Below are 21,229 nucleotides of genomic sequence, written 5' to 3'. Positions count from 1 at the left end.
ATCAGCCAGTTGATTCACAGAGGGGACTTGACCTTGCAAGGTATCCTGGGCAATGGCAGACTCAACCAGGGATGGGTGAATCTCGGTCGGTTGCACATCAGCCAGTTGATTCACAGAGGGGACTTGACCTTGCAAGGTATCCTGGGCAATGGCAGACTCAACCAGGGATGGGTAAATCAGAGAGCCTCCAAAGATCAGACACGATGAGAGAATCGACTGAAAGAGAAGTTTCATTGAGAATCAATCCCCTCGAAACACCGGATTACTTGGTAATTTTGGCAGCAACCACCTTGGCTAGGATCGATCAATGGCAATCGATCCTAGCCATTCACGAAATCATCAAGTGTCGTTGCAATATTGCAAATGAAGTTGATCACTTGGCAATGACAACACCCACTCAGTTACACAGGAGTCATCAGGCGCTCACGACTGGCAGAGCCAGCACTTGATGTTGCCACATAGCTAGTCATCAGGTTTTTGTAGTCAGGAATAAACCCTGCAAGGAGATTACCTAGCCCTTCAATATCGTTACGCCAGTCACGGTGCAATTCACCTACAACACTAAACCAATTGACCAACTGAACTCCAGCACGAGACATCCGATCCCACGCTGCATCGCGACAGGCTTCATCGAAGGTGCCAGAGGCATCAGTAACCACAAAAACGTCATACCCTGCCTCTAATGCCGAAAGCGCACAAAACGTAACACAGACATCAGTGACAATGCCAGCAATGATCAATTGCTTCTTACCGGTTGCTTCTACGGCTTTAACGAATTCCTCATTGTCCCAAGCGTTAATCTGTCCGGGGCGCGGAATAAAAGGAGCATCGGGAAACTTCTCCTTCAGTTCAGGCATAATGACTCCATTGGGACCATCCTCAAAGCTAGTGGTCAAAACAGTAGGCAGGTTGAAAAACTTGGCTATACTTGCTAGCGCCAACACATTATTTTTGAAGTCGGCAGCACCAATATCACGCACAAGCGAGAACAGTCCAGTTTGGTGATCCACCAGTAAAACAGCAGCATTATTCTTGTCTAGACGATTGTACTTGAATGTAGACATTAGGTAATTCTCCTATTGGAGCGATTGGTGAATGAGGAATTGCAGAATGAAATCAAAAGCTAAACATCTCTGCTTGTGCTTTTAAGTGAAACGTCTGTTTACCCTCAAGGGTTGATGACGTAAGCGATCGCGCCATGAACTGAGTCTGCAAGACAACGCCAAATTTCATCACTTAAGCTCCGCAAGTTAAGCACAGAGTTAAGATTTTCGCGTCGCGTGCCCAAAGGGCATTCGCTTCACTGTGCGATTGCTCCTAATGCTTTCAACGTCGCTGCTTGAGCGTGCGTTAATCCAGTTGCACCTTGAATATTTATGCCTTCAAGCATGGAACCGTGCAATTTACTTGCTCGATCCATTTCCATGACTGTTTGCATAAATTCAATATAGGTGGTCGCCTTCAAGCTGTCGCCTATAGCAAGTTAAATTTTTTACAGTACAAATTGATAGATTAACCATGCCATCGCGGAGTAGAAGGCTAGCTCTAACTTAAGTTAGAATCCGAATTTGATCGAAAGTACATTCATACAACTGATCGACCATCAATGTCTGAATGCAAAATCCGGTAGCGATGTCCCACACCTTTGATGCGGGCGATGACCTGTTTGCCCCCCGGATGAAGCGGTTGTCACTACGAGCTATTGCCGTGAACCGACGACGACAGACCCTGGCTGCCTCAACGCTTCAGCAATACGGCTCTCGATTCCGAGGTAGCCTGTGGAAGATATTGAATGTATCTCTGCCTTCCAGGCTATTTCCCATGCCCTTGCCTCACACCAGTCTGATTGGCTACTGAGTTGAGCAATTACAAGTCAAGATATAAAGATCCACATAAGGAGCTTTATATTCTGGAGTTTGGCAAGCGATATACTTTGGGAAACGGATGACAGTCTTTCGCCGGGGGGCGTTCAATGATTACCCTGCCTGGAGTTACTATTCACAGCAAAATCTATGAGAGCTTAGCTTCTTTGGTGTATCGGGGTATCAGAGAGCAAGATAACTGTGCAGTGATTGCCAAAGTTCTCAAGCAGGATTATCCCTCTCCTCATGATTTAACTCGCTATCGGCAAGAGTATGAAATTACTCGCTTTCTCAACATTGAAGGCGTAGTCAAGGCATACAGCCAGCAAGACTACCAGCGCACGCTGGTTATTCTTTTGGAAGACCTTGGTGGAGAGTCTTTAGAATGCTGGATGCGGCAACAATTAGACTTCTGTCCCCTGCCGCTGTCGGTTTTTTTGAATATGGCGATCGCCATTACTGATACTCTAGGCAAAATCCATGCGGCCCATGTCATCCATAAAGATATTAATCCTGGCAACATTGTCTTTAATCCGAGGACTGGCGTTGTCAAAATCATTGATTTTGGCATTGCCACTCGCTTCAGTCGCACCAATCCGACATTCAAAAGTCTCCATCTTCTAGAAGGAACCCCCGCCTATTTGTCGCCAGAGCAAACCGGACGAATGAACCGTATGCTCGACTATCGCACCGACTTTTATTCACTGGGTGCAACCTTCTACGAACTGTTGACGGGACAATTACCGTTTCCCACTAAAGATTTCCTAGAGCTAGTCCACTGCCACATTGCCAGACCGCCGGCTCCCCCGCATGAATTAAACTCAACGATTCCCCAACCTGTTTCAGATCTGATTTTGAAACTGATGGCAAAGAATGCGGAGGATCGCTATCAAAGTGCCTGGGGCATCAAAGCAGATTTAGAACGCTGTGCCCAGCAACTGGCAGAAGTGGGTTTAATTGAACCTATGCCATTGGGACTGCAAGATGTTTCCGAGCAGTTCCGCATTCCTCAAAAACTATATGGGCGAGAAGCGAAGATTGCAGGATTATTGGCGGCTTTCGACAGAGTGGCAGGGAATGAGGGAATAGGGGAATGGGGAAGTGGGGGAGCAGAAAAAGACATTACCCTACTACCGCATCGTGAAATGATGCTGGTCTCCGGTTATGCTGGCATCGGCAAAACTGCATTGGTGCAGGAACTCCATAAACCGATCACAGCAAACCAAGGCTATTTTATCTCTGGCAAATTTGACCAATTTGGGCGCAACATTCCCTACAGCGCCATTGTGAATGCCCTGCAAAAGTTAGTGCAGCAACTCTTGAGCGAACCGGATGAGCAGGTGGAAGTGTGGCGATCGCGCCTGCTCACTGCTCTGGGCAGCAACGGACAAATCATCATTGATGTCATCCCCGAAGTTGAGTTAATCATTGGCAAGCAGTCGCCTATACCCGAAGTTGGAGCAACTGAGGCACAGAATCGCTTCAATCTCACGTTTCAAAGATTTGTGCGGGCGTTTTGTGCAAAAGAGCATCCCCTAGTCATTTTCTTAGACGATCTACAGTGGATCGATTCTGCGACTTTGAAGTTAATCGAACTCATCTTACTTGATGAGCAAATCCAGTATCTGTTTTTGATTGGAGCCTACCGAGATAACGAACTGACTCCAACGCATCCGTTGGTCTTAACGCTAGAGAGTATGCGAAACCAGGGAGTAGTACTTCAGGAAATCATCCTGACCCCCTTAACGCTGGAACCGTTGAGTCAACTGATAGCTGAGACATTACATCACAATCCTGATATCGTTCGCGCCCTAGCCCAAGCTGTGTCACGTAAAACCGAGGGCAACCCTTTCTTTGTCGGTGAATTTTTGAAAATGCTGTATGGCGAACATCTGTTGACTTTCGATGCACAAAAGTTGAGCTGGCAGTGGGACCTAGCTGAGATTGAAGCTCAAGATATCACTGATAATGTGGTGGAGTTGCTGCTGCATCAGTTGCAGAAATTGCCGGAAGCAACACAGCAAGTTCTCTCCATAGCTGCCTGTGTTGGGTCTGAGTTTGATTTAGAAACGTTGGCGATCGTTTGCGAAAAATCACCGAAAGCAATTTTCCAGGATCTACTAGCAGCAATACAAGCGGGATTAATTCAACCTCTATCTGAATTGGACGAAGATTTGTTAGTTCAAGAGTATAAGTTTTCGCACGATCGCGTTCAGCAAGCGGCTTATGCTTTGATTGATGAATCGCAGAAACAGGTTGTTCATCTCCAAATCGGTCGCAATTTGCTCGAAAAAACTTCACCAGAGCAACGATCCGATCGGTTGTTTGAAATCATCGATCATCTCAATCAAGGACTTGAGCTAGTCACTGCTCAATCAGAACGAACTGAAATTGCCAGATTTAATTTAATGGCAGGTCAGAAAGCAAAGGCATCAACGGCTTATGAAGCAGCTTTTAAGTATTTCACTACAGGGCTTAAACTCCTCAATTCAGAGAGTTGGCAGAGTGAGTATGACCTTACCTTAGCGCTGTACTCAGAAGCAGCAGAAGCGGCGTATCTCCAGGGTCGCTTTGATGAGATGGAACAGTTGGTAGAAGTGGTACTTGATCGTGCCAAAACAGTGGTTGACAAAGTGCAAGTTTACGATACCAGCATTCAAAGATATTTGTCACAGGGCAACCTGAAAGAAGCACTAAAAACTGGATCGGAAGCATTAAAGCTTTTGGGACTAGATTTAATAGAAAATCCAAGTCAGGCAGATGTTCAAAGGGAATTGAAGTCAACGGCTGCATTACTCGCTGAACGAGAAATTGAAGACTTGATTAATTTACCAGAGATGACTGCACCAGAACCGCTAGCAGCAATGTCAATCCTAGCGAATATAGGGTCTGCTGCATTCATAGTATCACCAGCACTGTGGATACTGATTACGTTCAAAACGGTAAATTTATCAATCAACTACGGGAATGCTATCTGGTCATCACTGTATTATGCCTGCTACGGGTTGGTTCTATGTGGAGTTGTTCAAGATATTGAACTCGGCTATAAATTTGGTCAATTGGCTCTTAGCTTAGCGGAACGATTGAATACCAAAAAAGGCAAGGCTAAAGCATTACACGTATTTAGTGACCAGATTATGCAATGGAAAGTACATCTTAAGGAGACGATACCACTGCTGGTTGAGGTTTATCAGGAAGGAGTGGAAACCGGAGACTTTGAATCTGCTGGTTATGCTGCATATGAGGTGTGCTACCACTCGTTTTTTGTCGGTGAGGAACTCACCCAACTGGAACAGAAAACGGCAACATACAGCAAAGCGGTTGATCGAATCAGACGGGAAAGCCCCTCAACTTGGATTGCAATGGTGTGGCAGACCATTCTTAATTTGTTAGATAGGTCTGAGAATCCCAGTCGCTTAGTTGGTCGGGTGTTTAATGAAGAGGAGGCGTTATCACACGCTATTGCAGTTAAAGATGGAACTGCAATTCAAATGCTATATCTGCACAAAGTCATACTGTTTTATCTATTTGAAGAATATCATCAAGCTGTACAGACTGCTATTTTGGCAAGGCAACATTTTGAAGAAGCGAGGGCAATAGGAGTTTTACCTGTATTCTGTTTCTATCATTCGCTGGCGCTTTTGAGCTTGTTGCTCGATGCTTCAATCTCTGAAAAAGTAGCTTGGCTAAACTGTGTTAACACCAACCAAGAAAAAATGCAGAAATGGGCAGAACACGCCCCAATGAATTATCTACATAAATTTTATCTAGTCGAGGCAGAGAAAGCACGTGTCTTAGGGCAATTTCTTGAGGCTGAAGAGTTTTATGAACGGGCGATCGCAGGTGCTGCTGAAAATGAGTATATCCAGGAAGAAGCACTCGCGTATGAATTAGCGGCTAAACATTATCTGGCGCGAGGTCGGTCAAAAATTGCTCAAACCTATATGAAAGAGGCGCACTATTGTTACGATCGCTGGGGCGCGATCGCTAAAGTTAAAAACTTAGAAAAACGCTATCCACAGTTCTTTCCTAAATCGTCTAGAGCCGCTTCCACATCAATTCCTATTACTGCTGAAACTATCTCTAATCCCTTCCATACCGCTTTCGATTTAGCAGCAGTGATGAAAGCTTCACAGGCGATTTCTCGTGAAATTGAACTGAAGCAATTGCTGCGATTACTGATGCAAACTTTAATTGAGAATGCTGGCGCACAAACCGGATATCTAATTTTAGAAAACTCAGGAAAATGGTTAATCGAAGCGGCTTGTGAACTCAATGCCGATGAAAATGCTTGTGCGACTCAGGTGTTACAGTCTATTCCAATTGCCGAACAATTGCCAGAATCAATCATTCAATATGTGATTCGGACTCTGAAGCCTGTCACCTTAAATGATGCGACTCGTGAAGGTGCTTTTATTAATGAGCCATATATTCAACAGAACCAGCCTCAATCTGTTTTCTGTTTACCGCTGCTAAATCAAGCCAAGCTGGTCGGTGTATTGTATTTAGAAAATCAGTTAGCAACTGGAGTATTTACACCAGAGCGATCGCAGGTCTTGCAGCTATTATCGACTCAAGCAGCGATCGCCATCGAAAATGCCAACCTTTACTCAGAACTGCAGGCTAAGGAAAGCAAGATCACCCAGTTCCTCGAAGCGATTCCAGTGGGAATTGCGATCGTGGATGCGACGGGTTGCCCTTACTATGCCAACCAATGCGGCAATCAACTCATAGGCAAAGAAACTGATACTTCCATAGCACCGGAGCAGCTCTCAGAGGCTTATCAGCTTTATGTAGCGGGAACGGATCAAATCTATCCAGCGGAGAGCTTGCCTATTGTGCGGGCATTAAGGGGCGAACGCATCAGGACTGAAGATATAGAAATTCGTCGAGATCATGTCACAATTCTAATTGAGGCACGGGGAACACCAGTTTTTGATCAACAGGGCAATATCGCTTATGCGATCGCTACCTTTCAGGACATTACAGAGCGCAAACAAGCCGAGAAACTCCTAGCCGACTACAACTGCACTTTAGAGCAACAGGTCGCAGAACGAACTGCTGCGTTACGACAAAGTGAGGCCAATTACCGTAACCTGATTCAAACTGCGAATTCAATCATCCTTCGCACGGATAGGCAAGGACGAATTCGATATATGAATGACTATGGACTGAGCTTTTTTGGTTATGAGGAAGATCAGATTTTAGGGCGTACCCTACTGGAAACAATCGTTCCAGAAACCGAAGTATCTGGACGTGATCTCAAGCAGTTTGTTCACAATCTGTTTCACAATCTTCAAGCTTCCTTGCCTCAAGCTTACTTGCAAACCGAGAATGAAAACCTTTGTCGAGACGGTAGACGGGTTTGGATTGCCTGGTCGAATCAAGCCATCTTCAATGACCAGGGAGATGTCGTTGAAATCTTATCGGTGGGCAATGACACCACCCAGCGCAGACAAGCAGAAGAGGCATTACAACGCAGTGAAGCTAAGTTCCGCAATATTTTTGAAAACTCACAGGTTGGCATCTTCCGCACCCGCCTCTCGGATGGATTACTTCTCGATGCCAATCAACGCTATGCCAATCTGCTTGGCTTTGATTCATCAGAGGAGATGATTGGGCTTGAACACGCCACAGACTACTATGTAAATCCCAGCGATCGCCAACAATTCCTTGAGGTGCTGAAGCGGGAGCGGGAAGTGCGAAGCTATGAAGCACAGGGGCGAAAACGAGATGGGACAGTGTTTTGGGGACTTTTCTCTGCTTATCTGAATGCAGACGATGACTACATTGAAGGGGTGATTGCAGATATTAGCGATCGCAAGCAAGCAGAAGCCGCTCTACAAACGAGTGAAGAACGACTACGCTTAGCATTAACCGCTTCAAATCAAGGACTCTACGATTTCGATTTAAAGACTGAAGAAAGAATTGTTAACCCGGAATACGCTTTAATGCTGGGCTACGATCCAGCAACATTCCACGAAACCATTCCTGAATGGATTGCTCGTTTGCATCCTGATGACAGAGAATCAGTTGTCGCAACCTACCGTGCTTGTATTACTGGAGAAATCCCCAACTTTCAAGTAGAGTATCGCCTTCGTACCCAGGATGGTCAGTGGAAATGGATTCGTTCTGTCGGCAAAATTGTTACCTGGAATGAATCCGGTGAACCCATCCGAGCGCTGGGAGTTGTTACGGATATCAACGATCGCAAGCAAGCAGAAGCAGCATTGCAAGCCTCTGAAGCAGAACTGCGGGCGCTCTTTTCAGCCATTCCCGATCCGCTGTTTGTACTGACTGCGGAAGGGCGATTCCTTGAAATCATCGTACAGGAGCCAAATCTGCTATGGCAACCCATTGAGGAGATGATTGGTAAAACCATGCATCAACTCGGAAAGGAACAAGCCGATGAATTTCTAAGTTATATTCAGCAGGTGCTGAGAACCCAACAAACCCTCACAGTCGAGTACAGTGCGTTTCTAAATGGACGAGAAGCCTGGTTTTCGGCTCGCATTGCACCAATCGACCACGATCAGGTGATTTGGCTAGCGCGAGATATTACGGCGCTGAAGCAAGCAGAAGAAGCCTCGATTCTGGAAGAGCGCAACCGCATGGCACGCGAAATTCACGACACACTCGCTCAGTCGTTTACAGGTATTCTGGCTCAGGTAGGTGCTGCAAACCAGGTGCTAACGGATGATGTAGAAGCAACTGGGGCACATCTGGACCTGATCAAAGAATTGGCGCGAACTGGACTGACTGAAGCGCGGCGATCGGTCTTTGCGCTCCGCCCTCAGCTTTTGGAGGAGGGCAGTTTACAGAGCGCTCTACATCGTCTCATCGCTCAAATCAGAACTGCCGCAATGGATACCACTTTATATTATGAGATTGAGGGTACGGTGTATTCTCTACCGGCTGAAGTCGAGACTAACCTACTGCGAATGGGGCAGGAAGCATTAACCAATGCGATTAGACACGCCAATGCTGACGAAATTCGAGTGCAGCTAGTCTACGATCGCGATCAGTTTTGCTTGCGCGTGAGAGACAATGGACAAGGTTTTGGAGTTGGGAGTATTCCATCCTCTGAGGGTTTTGGCTTACTAGGCATGAGCGAACGGGCAGAGCGCATCGGCGCACAACTCACGATTAGGAGTCAACCTGGACAGGGAACAGAAATTATTGTCACCGTCAATCGGAAGTAGTATCACGATGAGCCAAGCCACAACCATTCGAGTTCTAATTGCGGACGACCATGCTATTTTTCGGCAAGGATTAGCCACGATTATTAACCGTGACCCAGATATGAGCGTGATTGCCCAAGCCGAAAATGGGGAACAGGCGATCGCCTTATTTCGGGAACACCAACCAGATGTAACGCTAATGGATCTGCGAATGCCTGAAGTGGAAGGAGTTGCCGCTATCAGTGCAATTTGTGCGACGGCTAAATCGGCTCGGATTATTGTACTAACCACGTATGATAGTGACGAAGATATTTATCGGGGATTGCAGGCAGGCGCAAAAGGATATCTGTTGAAAGAAACTGAACCTGACGAGCTTCTGAATGCTATTCGTACCGTTCATCGGGGTCAGAAGTATATTCCGCCCGATGTAGGAGCAAAGTTGGTACAGCGCCTCAGCAATCCAGAACTGAGTGAACGAGAACTAGAAGTACTCGGCTCACTGGCGCAGGGAATGAGCAATGCCGATATTGCGGCTGCTTTGAGTATTGGTGAAGGCACTGTCAAATCTCATGTCAATCGGATTTTGAATAAGTTAGATGTTAGCGATCGTACCCAAGCTGTGATTGTTGCCGTTAAACGTGGCATTGTTAGTTTGTAGGATGTACTTTCGATAGAATTGGGATTCTAACTTGAGTTAGAGCCAGCCTTCTACTCCACGATGGAATGGTTACTCTATCAATTTGTACTGTAAAAAATTTAACTCGGTATAGACGACGGCTTGAAGGCGATCGCCTATATTGAATTTATGCAAACAGTCATGCAAATGGATCGAGCAAGTAAATTGCACAGTTCCATGCTTGATACAAATGTAAAAAGATGAGCAACGATCGTAGCCGCAGTTCCTTACTTGTACCGCCTTCAGCCCAAGATCGGATTCAAGGTGTGTTGAGTGCCAAGGTAGTGCTGGTGATGTATGGAGACTATCAATGCTCTAGAAGTGCGAACGTTTACAAGATGATTAAAGCGATCAAACGAGAGCTTAGTGCTGCTTTTGGAGAAGATTATTTATGCTTCATCTTCCGTCATTTTCCACAAACACAGATTTATCCCCATGCTCAACGGGCAGCCCAAGCAGCCGTTGCTGCCGCCGCCCAAGGAAAGTTTTGGTTAATGAGCGATACTTTATTTGACCATCAACAAAGGTTGGAGAACGGTTATCTTGTCGAGTACGCGAATGATTTAGGGCTTGACATTCCTCAATTTCTCAAAGAGTTGTCTAAACAAGTGCATGTTGATCGCATCAATGAAGATATCGAAGGCGGAATAGAGAGTGGAGTGACGACTACCCCAGCCCTGTTTATCAATGGAATTCAGTATACCGGGCACTGGAACACGACGGAGTTGATGGCAGCCATGATTGCTGCAAGTCATTAAGTTCACCGATCTTTGCTCCCAATTCATATCTGACTTGTCTGTAAGTGCTGTAAGTTATCTAATTTTGATGGCTAGGATTTTGCCTGTTTCAATGAACAAAATTGCCGTTTTTTGAACCATGACAACAGTTACCATGCCAACAACTGAATTCCTGGGTATTGATTTAGTCAATTACAAATCAGTATTTCATTGAGGATAGTTCTATGACGCATTCACTAGTACAAGGCAAGAATAATCCTGGGCATGAAGGTAAACCTCAGACTGGTTCTCTTCGCGACTCTTCAGTTAACCAGGCCCTGATTGCGATCGCGCAAGAAGTCACTGAGTTGCTGAGACAAACTTACCTGAGACAAACCGATAAAATTAAAACAGGAGAAACAGAATGATGCTGAAAGACAAGGTTGCTTTAGTGACGGGAGGAACATCGGGCATTGGTAGAGTTACTGCGATCGCTTATGCCCAACAACAAGCAAAGGTGGTGGTGGTGGGTCGTCGAATGGATGAAGGTGAAGAAACTGTTCGATTGATTAAGGAAGCTGACGGAGAGGCGATTTTTGTGCAAGCAGATGTCACAAAAGAAGCCGATGTTGAAGCAATGGTCGATAAAGCGGTGAGTGTTTTTGGTCGGTTAGATATTGCCTTTAATAATGCAGCAACTATCGGCGAAAACCCCTCATTGATTGAGCAAACAGAAGCGGAATATGATCGCACGATGAACGTCAATGTCAAAGGCGTTTGGTTGTCGATGAAACATGAAATCGCTCAGATGTTGAAACAGGGAAGTGGTGCGATCGTCAATATGGCATCTGCAAATGGAGTCGTTGCATTTCCTACCTTCCCCCTCTACACCGCGAGTAAAAGCGCGGTAATCGGTTTAACAAAAGCTGCTGCGCTCCAATATGCCAAAGCGGGTATTCGCATCAATGTCGTTGCACCAGCGGTAATCGAAACAGATATGTTTGAAGCAGCGACAGGTGGGCAGGATGAAGTCAAAGCTTACATGGCAGGACTTCACCCGATCGGACGGATTGGAACACCGCTTGAAGTTGCAAATGCAATCTTGTTTTTATCATCTGACATGGCATCGTTCATAACAGGTGAAACGTTGATGGTAGATGGTGGCTATGTAGCACAGTAGTCGATCGGCAATGCAAAATATTGCAGTGATCGAATGCGCGATGGCTAGCTTTTGCCTGTTTTGTTGAGCAAATTGCCAATCTTTGAACCATGCTAACAATTACAACGCCAACCCTTGAAGCCAAGCGCAAAGGCTTAACGCACATCCGATTACAGCAAGTGCTCGGCTATATTCGTACTCACCTTGATCGAGATTTGTCACTGACTGAGCTTGCAGAAGTGATTAATATTAGCCCGACTTACTTTGCGAGTTTGTTTAAGCAAACAATGGGAATTTCTCCACGTCAGTACGTGATTCAACAGCGTGTGGAACAGGCAAAGTTGATGCTATCGAAAACAGATTTGGCGATCGCAGAAATTGCCCTACAAGTAGGATTCTCCAGTCAAAGCCATTTGACGCAGCACTTCAAGCGATTCACGGGAAAGACCCCCAAGCAGATTCGCTAGCACTATAAGAAGCTGAAAGGTTGTCCTAAGAATCTGAAAAAAATCGAGTCTTGGAACTCATTACATTGAAGTTGAGTTAGGCAAGAATCTGAAGCAGAAACAGAACTAAGGTTGTATCTTCGTCCACAACGTCAACTAAGAATGGAGCGTAAAAAAATGAGTATTCAGCAATTAATCACGCCTGAAAAGCATGACTTAGGTGAGTTTAGCGTACAGCGCATCTTACCGAGTGAAACCCTAAAAATGGTTGGACCTTTCATCTTCTTTGATCACTTAGGCCCAGCTATTTTCCCGGCTGGAAAAGGCGTCGATGTTAGACCCCATCCACACATCAATTTGGCGACGGTTACCTATTTGTTTGAAGGAAGCCTTCTGCATAGAGATAGTCTAGGTACAGTACAAGAGATCTTTCCGGGCGAAGTTAACTGGATGACAGCGGGCAAAGGTATTGTTCATTCTGAGCGATCGCCCGAGAGCTTTAGAGAGAAAGAATCTACTCTTCACGGCATTCAGACCTGGATTGCCCTCCCCGAAAGCGCTGAAGAAGTTGAACCCAGCTTTTCACATTATCCGGCGACTGATTTACCGAGGTGGACTCAAACAGGCACCAGCGCGACCTTGATCGCCGGTAGCTATCAGTCTCACCAATCACCAGTTAAAACCTACTCTGCTACTCTTTACCTAGCGCTTGTTTTCACGGAGGGTAGTCAATTTCAGCTAGCGCCAATAGAAGGTTTAGAAAGGGCAGTTTATAGCGTCACATCCGGCCTATTCGTAAATGGAAAGCCTTTAGAGCCATATCGTCTAGCCGTTTTAGCGCCGGATGAATCAGTAAATATCAGTGCGGGGGCTGAGGCAAAAGCAATGATTATCGGCGGGGCACCAGTGGGCGATCGCACAAAGTACTGGAACTTTGTGTCGAGCCGCTCAGCGCGTATCGAGCAGGCAAAACGAGATTGGCAAGACCGCCGCTTCCCGGCGGTTCCCGGTGAAACTGAATTCATTCCGCTCCCTGATAATTCAGATCACGGTAGTAGCGCGCCCCCTCTGAGTTAACGATGGTTAGGCGTTTTTGCTGAGCGAGAGAACAGCAGCTTAACTTGTACACCAAGGCTTTCTACTATTTCGGATTAAGTCTATTTCATTCGCAAAACGCTTGGGAAATGATATGGAAGTTGGAATTGACAGTTTTGCCTCGGTTGGAACGAGTGAAAACGGCGAAACGGCGGATGCCGCGCAGTCCGTCGCCGAACTGCTGGAGAGAATAGAGCAGGCGGATCGTTCCGGCTTGGATATCTTCGGCATCGGCGAGCACCATCGGCATGAATTTTTAGATTCGGCAAACGCGGTTATTCTCGCCGCTGCCGCCGCACGCACCGAGCGCATCCGTCTAACCAGCGCGGTTACGGTGCTGAGCGCGGCTGACCCGGTACGTGTGTTTCAACAATTCGCCACGCTCGATTTGATTTCAAAAGGTCGCGCCGAAATGGTTGTCGGGCGAGGCTCGTTCACCGAAGCCTTTCCGCTATTTGGATTTAGCCTCGGCGATTACGACGAGATTTTCGCTGAAAAGCTCGAACTCTTGCTCAAAATTCGGGACAACGAAACGGTCGATTGGTCGGGCAAATTTCGCCCCGCGCTGGAAAACCAAGCAATTTATCCGCGTCCGCTGCAAAAGCCGTTTCCCATCTGGATTGGGGTCGGCGGTACGCCGCAATCTTTCCTCCGCGCCGGAATGCTTGGACTGCCGCTCGTGGTTGCCATTATCGGCGGCAAAACGTATCGCTTTCGCTCGCTCGTAGATTTATACCGCGATGCCGGAGCGCGCGCCGGGTACGCGCCCGAAACATTGAAAGTTTCATTGCATTCAATCGGTTATGTCGCCGACACGACTGAACAAGCCGTTGAAGAATTTTTTCCGGGCTACGCCGAAACCTTTACTAAAATTGGCAGAGAGAGAGGCTGGCCACCTGTTACGCGCGCCGATTTTGACGCGCAGCGCGGCGCAACCGGCGCGTTACTGGTCGGCAGTCCCGAAGAAGTGGCGGAGAAAATCCACCGTCACAGCGAATCGCTCGGCGGCATTTCGAGAGTAACTTTTCAAATGGACAACGCGCAGATGAATCACGCCCAACTGATGCACTCCATTGAACTGATTGGAATGCAAATGTCGCCACTCTTAAACAATTGAAATATGCGGGCATGGTTCAACTTAAGTTCCGCTAGGTTAACAAGACAGAGAGACGAGCTGGAACACCTGTTGAAGTTGCAAATGCAGTCCTGTTTTTATCATCTGACATGGCATAGTTCGTAACAGGTGAAACGTTGATGATAGACGGTGGGTATGTAGCGCAGTAGTCGATCGGCAGTGCGAAACGTTGCGACCAAGTGGCGATCGACCTGCATCATCCGCTCGATCGCTCTCCGTGCCGTTGGTTCCTCAAGGGCATCCCGATAGTAAGCAGCGTTTGATTGAGCAGTAATACATCCAAAGGAGTCCATCATGACGACAACACTTGCAGGCAAAGTTGCACTGGTAACAGGTGGTTCTCGCGGTTTAGGAGCGGCGATCATAGGGTATGCAAAAGCTCAAAACTTTTACACTCACAATTAACGAAAGGAAAAGAAATGGCTGAAAAATTTGGTGCAAAATCGACCGCCGACGAGGTGCTTTCCGGCATTAATCTCAAGGGAAAGCGATTTCTCATTACCGGTGCATCGTCGGGCATTGGGCTTGAAACCGCCCGCTCACTGGTCGCTCACGGTGCTAGCGTCGTCGGCGCGGTCAGGGACCTCGCTAAAGCTGAGCCAGCCACTGCATCGGTTCGTGATGCCGCGTCGCAAGGAGGTGGCTGCTTGGAATTGATCAATCTCGATCTGGCATCCTTGCAAAGTGTTCGCGCCTGCGCGGATAAACTGTTGGCTGACCGTCAGCCGTTCGATTCCATTATCGCTAACGCTGGCGTTATGGCAACTCCATTCGGTCGGACGATCGATGGCTTTGAAGTCCAGTTCGGAACCAACCATCTGGGTCATTTCGCCCTGATCAACGGGATCGAGCCGCTGCTCGTCGGTAATGGACGGCTGGTAGTCCTGTCGTCGCTCTCACATCGCGGTGCCGATATCGACTTGGACGATCCGAATTTTGAGCAGCAGGCATACGATCCATGGGTCGCCTATAGCCGATCGAAAACCGCCAATTCCCTGTTCGCTGTGGAGTTTGACAGGCGGCATCACGATCGCGGCATTCGGGCTGCTTCGGTGATGCCTGGAAACAGTCTCACGGATCTACCCCGCCATTTCTCGTCAGAGGATTTGCAGGGACTTTTGCAGACTGTTGACGCAGCGCGCACCGAAGCGGGTCTGCCGCCGAAAGAGTTGAAAGAAATTCCGCAGGCAGCCGCAACGTCGGTCTGGGCAGCAGTCGTGGCGAATAAAGACGAGATCGGTGGACACTATCTCGAAGATTGTGCGATCACGCCGATCAATGACACGCCCAACCCGTTTGCCGACGGCGTAAGGTCGTATGCGCTTGACGCTAACAAAGCTAAGCAGCTTTGGGCGAAAAGCGAGGAATTGATCAGCGCTGTATCCTAAAGGTTATCGCGCAATAATTTGACAAAACACCCTAAGAATCTGAAAGAAACCGAGCCTTGAAATTCACTACGCTTAAGTTAAATCAAACGAGAATCCGACGCAGCATTCATAGGAGATTTCAATGCCTTATCGCTTCGACTTTTGTCAATAAAATTTAGATGCGTTTACCCTGGGATTTGGAATAGTCAGGAAAAACTATTCATGAGAAAATTCATTCTTCGGTTAGTTATTATCGTTCTGGTTGTCAGTGGGCTTGTTGGCTCTGGTTGGTTGAATCGTGCAACCCCTGCTTCCACCTGTGACATCGCAACTCGCTCTACAAAAATCGAGAGTGGAACGCTTTCCTATAATCAAGCAGGGACAGGACAACCGATTTTACTGCTGCACGGATTATTTGCCGAGAAAGAGCAGTGGAATGGCATGATGTGCGAGTTGGCTAGAGCAGGCTATCAAGCGATCGCACCCGATCTACCCGGTTATGCCAAGAGTACTGGATTTACCGTGAAAGACTATGCACTAGAGAATCAGGTAGCCCTCCTGCACCAGTTTGTCGAGCAGCTAAAGATTCAATCCCTTGATGTTGCAGGTAGCTCGATGGGGGGCACGATCGCAGCCCTTTACAGCCAGCTTTATCCCAACCAAGTTCGCAGCCTCGCCTTTATCGGTTCACCGCTAGGCGTAACGAATTGGGCAACTAGCGTCAGGAAATCGATTATTGAGGGCATCAATCCCTTTATTCCGATTACCAAAGAGCAGTTCGATCTAGAAATCAGTCTGCTTTTCGTGACGCCTCCTACGATTCCGGATGAGGTCAAAACCGAGAAAGTGAACGATTATGTGAATCGTAATCGAAATTATCAGCAGACTTGGGACATTGTGAATCTTTATGATGATGTGCTTTGTCAGTTGCCTCACAGTCGGGTTCCGACCCTGGCAATTTGGGGTCAGGAAGACAAAATCTATGATATTCGGGATGTCGATCGCTCACATCGCTGTCTTCCAGGGAGTCAAATTATTCAATTACCCAAAGCAGGACATTTGCTGTTGATCGAAAACGCTCAGGAAGCAGCATCGAATTATCTTGGTTTTCTGAAAACAATCAAAAATCGATAGACGAATCAAGCATTCAGCAATTAGGCTTTGGTGTCGAGGAATTGAATCTCAGCCAGTTGTTGGCTAATGACCTAAACATTAGGCTTACAAAAGAAAGGAGATCGCTATGAGAAACAATGGAACGACATGACTATTTAGTTAAGTTGCACATCGCCTTTGGCTGGGAGCGAGAAAACTTTTTTGGTGTGCTACGAGGCTGTGATATCTGCATTTGCTACTAAACGGTAACTACCTTACCAAATCGTGCTGACTTACGAAGTCAGGTAGAACTTACCTACGCTGAATAGTATTGAAATCCCGTCACTGTTTATTCTAAATCAAGGAGAGTTGGCACAGATGGAATCTATGAAAGCAGCCGTATTAACTGCGTTTGGTGATGCTGAGAAGTTTGAGATTCAAACTGTCCCTATACCAGCATTGAAGGCGAATCAGGTGTTAGTCAGAGTTTGTGCAACCTCGATTAACCCGGTCGATTACCAAACTCGTCGTGGTGATTACAAGGAGATAGTTCGATTACCCGCTATCCTTGGAGTCGATGTTTCAGGGGTGATTGAGGCAGTTGGAGAAGCCGTGACTGATTTCAAGGTGGGAGACAACGTGTATTACTCGCCGCAAATTTTTGGAGAATTCGGTAGCTACGCTCAGTATCATGTGGCTGATGCAGCGATTGTTGCATTGAAGCCTGCAAATTTATCGCACATTGAAGCAGCTTCTTTTCCGCTTGCAGGCGGAACGGCTTGGGATTGTCTAGTGACTAGGGGCAATCTACAAGTCGGTGAAACAGTTCTCATCCATGCGGGTTCGGGTGGAGTGGGTTCGATCGCAGTTCAACTCGCCAAAGCGATAGGGGCATACGTTTTTGCGACGTGTAGTTCTAGAAACCGAGATTTCGTGACAGAACTGGGCGCAGATCGGGTGATTGATTACAAAAATGAAGATTACGTAGAAGTCATTCGTCAAGAAACAAATGGACTGGGTGTGGATTTAGTTCTAGATACGATCGGCGGAGAAACAATTCAGCGTAGTCTAGAAATCATTCGTCCCTTTGGTAGGCTTGCAAGCATTGTAGACATTGCAATACCGCAATCGCTTCTTAAAGCATGGGGAAAGAATCTGACAATTCATTTTGTTTTGTCACCCCAGTACCGAGCAAAATTAGAGGCTTTGACAAAACTAATCGAGCGTCAACAGCTTCGCCCAGTGATTGATTCAGTATTGTCTTGGGATCAGGTCGTTCTGGCACACCAGCGTCTAGAGCAGGGAGGAACACGGGGCAAAATTGTACTGAAACTTACAGAAAATTAGACTAGCTTCACGGCGTTGATAATTGCTAAACGGATTGGAGTTCGATTTTTGAAGGTCAATATTGATTGAAACTGGAGAAACAGGATGATACTGCAAGGTAAAGTGGCTAGATTTTAGGAGAAATAGGAATGATACTTCAGAGTAAGGTGGCGTTAGTCACCAGTTGTCATTCTCTATCTTGGCATTGTGTCTACCCAGTATTCTGATGTCTCTAAAGATTAAATCAATGGCAGTTTTAAAACAATTTGGGATTCTATTTGTGTTGGGCATTGTGGGCATTGTGATGGTTACGATTACATCGATTCCATTAGTTGAGCAACAGTTGGCGAAACTGTCTCCAGAAATACTGGCAAAAGTCCCGCCACTGTGGGTTTTAATACTCCTACAAGGACTACAGCTTACAGTTCTACTGGCAATCAGCATTCTGATCGGAATTGGCTGTGCCTATCGCGTTGGATTACGCTCACATTTGATTGACTACTGGGTACTTCATACCTCTAAGATTCCATATTCTGTCATTGAGATGAAAAGGAGCTTGGGTGTGGGTGCAGCGACAATGATCATTCTCCTGTTGCTCGATCGGTTCATGAAATATGCTCTACCTGAAGCGCTACAGGCATCCAATAACACAGAACCGAATTGGCTGAGTTCACTTACAGCAATGCTTTATGGCGGCATCACTGAGGAAATTCTGATGCGCTGGGGCTTAATGTCGCTGCTTGTTTGGATAGCGTGGAAAGTCTTAAAACAAGGTATTACGTTGCCAAGCCAAGGAATATACCAAGGTGCGATTGTGCTAGTAGCGCTGGTATTTGGGCTTTTACACCTGCCCGCAACTGCCGCGATAGTTCCACTCACTCCGCTTGTGGTTATCCGAGCAATATTACTCAATGGGATAGCTGGCATGGCTTTTGGTTGGCTCTTTTGGCAATACTCACTTGAGGCTGCGATGTTATCCCACGTCAGCTTTCATGCCTTTTCCTTTGCTCTTAGCCTTTTGTTGGCAAGATTTGTCTGAGCTTTCTTCTAAAGCGATTTCACGATCATTTCAAGAGAGAACAACCGGACTTAGATTTTAGGAGAAATAGAATGATACTTCAGGATAAAGTGGCGCTTGTCACTGGCGGAACTTCAGGAATTGGTCGTGAAACAGCGATCGCTTATGCCCAACAACAAGCAAAGGTGGTGGTAGTTGGTCGTCGAATTGATGAAGGTGAAGAAACGGTTCGATTGATTCAGGATGCTGGCGGAGAGGCTATTTTTGTGGAAGCAGATATCACGAAAGAAGCCGATGTTAAAGCAATGGTTGATAAAACGGTTGACGTTTTTGGTCGGTTGGATATTGCCTTTAATAATGCAGGAATGGGCGGCGAAAATCCCTCATTGATTGAGCAAACAGAAGCTGAATATGACCGCACTATGAATGTCAATGTCAAAGGTGTTTGGTTGTCGATGAAATATGAAATTGCTCAGATGTTGAAACAGGGAAGTGGTTCGATCGTCAATATGGCATCTGCGGTTGGAGTCGTTGCACTTCCTAACATACTCCTCTACACCGCGAGTAAACATGCGGTAGTAGGCTTAACAAAAGCTGCTGCGCTCCAATATGCCAAAGCGGGTATTCGCATCAATGCCGTTGCACCAGGGTCAATCCAAACAGATATGTTTGAAGCTGCTACGCTCCAATATGCCAAAGCGGGTATTCGCATCAATGTAGTTGCACCAGGGGCAATCCAAACAGATATGTTTGAAGCAGTTACAGATGAAGCCAAAGCTTACTTGACAGGACTTCACCCGATCGGACGAATTGGAACACCGCTTGAAGTTGCAAATGCAGTTCTGTATTTATCATCTGACCTGGCATCGTTCACAACAGGTGCAACATTGCTGGTAGATGGTGGGTTTGTAGCGCAGTAGTCGAAAGGCAGTGCGAAATGTTTAATACAGCATTTCAAGCGACTCACTAAAGCAACACTGAAATCGGTTCGCTAACTTCATAAGAAACTCCATAAGAATCTGCAAGAAGTTGAGTGTTGGAACTGACTATACTCAAGTGAACTAAGACAAAGAGAACTTAGGAGTTGATGATTATGTCCAAAGTTGTAGAACAGAAAAAGATGATGAACCAAAACAAAGAGATTTACGAGTGCGTCATTGTCGGTGGCGGTTCCGCTGGACTCAGTGCGGCACTGCTTTTAGGCAGAAGTCGCCGTCGAGTGTTAGTCTGCGACAAAGGGAATCCGCGTAACGCTCCCGCACACGAGTCGCACAGCTTTTTCACCCGCGATGGCATCAGTCCGCATGAACTTTTGAACATTGGGCGCGACCAACTCAAACCTTATAAAAGCGTTGAATTTCAAGCGATCGGGGTCAAGGAAATCACCCCATCCGGCAATCAATTTGAAGTAGTGTTTGAGGATGGCACAATAAAAAAAACGCGCAAAATTTTGCTGGCTTTCGGGGTAATGGATGAATTTCCAGCTCTCGAAAACTTTGGTGATTTCTGGGGCAAAAGCGTGTTTCATTGTCCCTATTGCCATGCCTGGGAAGTGCGCGACGAGCCGCTTGCCATTGTTGGAAATGGCGAAACGGGCATCGAAATGGCGGCATTGCTGAAAAATTGGAGTGCTAATTTAGTCCTCTGCACCAACGGCAAAGCCGATCTAACCGCTGATCAAAGGACACTGTTAAAAAACCATAAAATTCTTGTTCGCGAAGAGAAAATCATCCGACTCGAAGGCGATAACGGACAATTGGAAAACATTGTTTTTGAGACAAATGAGAAAATTGCGCGTCGCGGAATACTGATCAGACCAAAGCAAACACTCCGTTCAAACCTAGCTGAAAAGTTAGGCTGTGAGTTGAATGAATTCAATTTAATCAAGACGACCAATGTTTTTAACGAAACTAGCGTCAAAGGCGTTTATGCGGCAGGTGACATCACTTCACCCATGCAAGTGATCGTCGCTGCTGTTTTTCAGGGTAGCGTTGCTGCTAGCGGCTTAAATCACTCTCTGATTATGGAAGATTTCGTCTAAATCAAGGTAATTCAATCTTCATCAGAACAAGCATCGTGGCCAGGGTAAACGCATCTAAATTAATTTGACAAACACCTAAATTTGTGCACTACTAAATAACTAAAAAAACCTTCTA

18 protein-coding genes and 1 pseudogene are annotated in these 21,229 nt (G+C 46.5%); 15 read left to right on the top strand and 4 right to left on the bottom strand.

Features of this window, described 5'->3' with window-relative positions; genetic code table 11:
• The 3 genes and pseudogenes from QUB37_RS26815 to QUB37_RS26805 all read right to left on the bottom strand — a co-directional run.
• Nucleotides 1–234: pseudogene (locus tag QUB37_RS26815) on the bottom strand (carbohydrate porin); the annotation flags it as partial.
• 167 nt (nucleotides 235–401) lie between these two features.
• Nucleotides 402–1,064 carry an isochorismate family cysteine hydrolase YcaC gene (gene ycaC / locus QUB37_RS26810; protein WP_333093232.1) on the bottom strand — a complete coding sequence of 221 codons (663 nt, stop codon included), beginning with the start codon at nucleotides 1,062–1,064 and terminating at the stop codon, nucleotides 402–404.
• 236 nt (nucleotides 1,065–1,300) lie between these two features.
• Entirely contained in the window at nucleotides 1,301–1,465 is a 165-nt protein-coding gene (locus QUB37_RS26805) for a hypothetical protein (protein WP_333167999.1), read from the bottom strand.
• Between the two features lie 167 nt (nucleotides 1,466–1,632).
• Between QUB37_RS26805 and QUB37_RS26800 the strand changes: the two genes are divergently transcribed.
• The 9 genes from QUB37_RS26800 to QUB37_RS26760 all read left to right on the top strand — a co-directional run bounded on the left by QUB37_RS26800 (nucleotide 1,633) and on the right by QUB37_RS26760 (nucleotide 14,252).
• Nucleotides 1,633–1,857, top strand: a complete 225-nt coding sequence (locus QUB37_RS26800) for a hypothetical protein (protein ID WP_333167996.1) — start codon at nucleotides 1,633–1,635, stop codon at nucleotides 1,855–1,857.
• A gap of 115 nt (nucleotides 1,858–1,972) precedes the next feature.
• Complete coding sequence (locus QUB37_RS26795) at nucleotides 1,973–9,064, top strand: PAS domain S-box protein (protein WP_333167994.1); 7,092 nt, start codon at nucleotides 1,973–1,975, stop codon at nucleotides 9,062–9,064.
• Between the two features lie 7 nt (nucleotides 9,065–9,071).
• Nucleotides 9,072–9,701, top strand: a complete 630-nt coding sequence (locus tag QUB37_RS26790; protein WP_333167992.1) for a response regulator transcription factor — start codon at nucleotides 9,072–9,074, stop codon at nucleotides 9,699–9,701.
• 218 nt (nucleotides 9,702–9,919) lie between these two features.
• Nucleotides 9,920–10,477: a DsbA family protein gene (locus tag QUB37_RS26785; protein WP_333167990.1), complete on the top strand. Its 558-nt coding sequence runs from the start codon at nucleotides 9,920–9,922 to the stop codon at nucleotides 10,475–10,477.
• A gap of 203 nt (nucleotides 10,478–10,680) precedes the next feature.
• Nucleotides 10,681–10,863, top strand: coding sequence for a hypothetical protein (locus QUB37_RS26780; protein WP_333167988.1), 183 nt, complete (start codon nucleotides 10,681–10,683; stop codon nucleotides 10,861–10,863).
• Nucleotides 10,860–11,615, top strand: coding sequence for an SDR family oxidoreductase (locus tag QUB37_RS26775; RefSeq protein ID WP_333167985.1), 756 nt, complete (start codon nucleotides 10,860–10,862; stop codon nucleotides 11,613–11,615). The genes QUB37_RS26780 and QUB37_RS26775 overlap by 4 nt, the downstream gene beginning before the upstream one ends.
• Before the next feature lie 89 nt (nucleotides 11,616–11,704).
• Nucleotides 11,705–12,061, top strand: coding sequence for an AraC family transcriptional regulator (locus tag QUB37_RS26770; RefSeq protein ID WP_333167982.1), 357 nt, complete (start codon nucleotides 11,705–11,707; stop codon nucleotides 12,059–12,061).
• Between the two features lie 156 nt (nucleotides 12,062–12,217).
• Nucleotides 12,218–13,117: a pirin family protein gene (locus QUB37_RS26765; protein ID WP_333167979.1), complete on the top strand. Its 900-nt coding sequence runs from the start codon at nucleotides 12,218–12,220 to the stop codon at nucleotides 13,115–13,117.
• Nucleotides 13,118–13,229: 112 nt separating this feature from the next.
• A complete protein-coding gene (locus tag QUB37_RS26760) occupies nucleotides 13,230–14,252 on the top strand; it encodes an LLM class flavin-dependent oxidoreductase (protein WP_333167977.1) in 1,023 nt (340 codons plus the stop codon).
• Nucleotides 14,253–14,350: 98 nt separating this feature from the next.
• Here the strand turns inward: QUB37_RS26760 and QUB37_RS26755 are convergent, their stop codons facing one another.
• Nucleotides 14,351–14,635: a hypothetical protein gene (locus QUB37_RS26755; protein WP_333167974.1), complete on the bottom strand. Its 285-nt coding sequence runs from the start codon at nucleotides 14,633–14,635 to the stop codon at nucleotides 14,351–14,353.
• Between the two features lie 54 nt (nucleotides 14,636–14,689).
• Between QUB37_RS26755 and QUB37_RS26750 the strand changes: the two genes are divergently transcribed.
• From QUB37_RS26750 to QUB37_RS26725, 6 genes are all read left to right on the top strand, one after another.
• The gene (locus tag QUB37_RS26750) at nucleotides 14,690–15,658 is read left to right on the top strand and encodes an SDR family NAD(P)-dependent oxidoreductase (RefSeq protein ID WP_333167971.1); all 969 of its coding nucleotides are present in this window, start codon (nucleotides 14,690–14,692) and stop codon (nucleotides 15,656–15,658) included.
• A 201-nt stretch (nucleotides 15,659–15,859) separates the two neighbouring features.
• Complete coding sequence (locus tag QUB37_RS26745; protein ID WP_333143970.1) at nucleotides 15,860–16,771, top strand: alpha/beta hydrolase; 912 nt, start codon at nucleotides 15,860–15,862, stop codon at nucleotides 16,769–16,771.
• 336 nt (nucleotides 16,772–17,107) lie between these two features.
• The gene (locus tag QUB37_RS26740) at nucleotides 17,108–18,076 is read left to right on the top strand and encodes a zinc-dependent alcohol dehydrogenase family protein (protein WP_333167967.1); all 969 of its coding nucleotides are present in this window, start codon (nucleotides 17,108–17,110) and stop codon (nucleotides 18,074–18,076) included.
• Between the two features lie 226 nt (nucleotides 18,077–18,302).
• On the top strand, nucleotides 18,303–19,094 hold the full coding sequence (locus tag QUB37_RS26735) for a CPBP family intramembrane glutamic endopeptidase (protein WP_333167964.1): 792 nt from the start codon (nucleotides 18,303–18,305) through the stop codon (nucleotides 19,092–19,094).
• Nucleotides 19,095–19,165: 71 nt separating this feature from the next.
• Nucleotides 19,166–19,993, top strand: coding sequence for an SDR family oxidoreductase (locus QUB37_RS26730; RefSeq protein ID WP_333167961.1), 828 nt, complete (start codon nucleotides 19,166–19,168; stop codon nucleotides 19,991–19,993).
• A 173-nt stretch (nucleotides 19,994–20,166) separates the two neighbouring features.
• The gene (locus QUB37_RS26725; protein ID WP_333099877.1) at nucleotides 20,167–21,114 is read left to right on the top strand and encodes an NAD(P)/FAD-dependent oxidoreductase; all 948 of its coding nucleotides are present in this window, start codon (nucleotides 20,167–20,169) and stop codon (nucleotides 21,112–21,114) included.
• Nucleotides 21,115–21,229 lie beyond the last annotated feature (115 nt).

The sequence above is a fragment of the Microcoleus sp. AT3-A2 genome (assembly GCF_036705685.1).
GTDB lineage: Bacteria > Cyanobacteriota > Cyanobacteriia > Cyanobacteriales > Microcoleaceae > Microcoleus.
The sequence above is the reverse complement of the archived record's forward strand: the minus strand, read 5'-3'. Positions and strand labels throughout refer to the sequence as shown.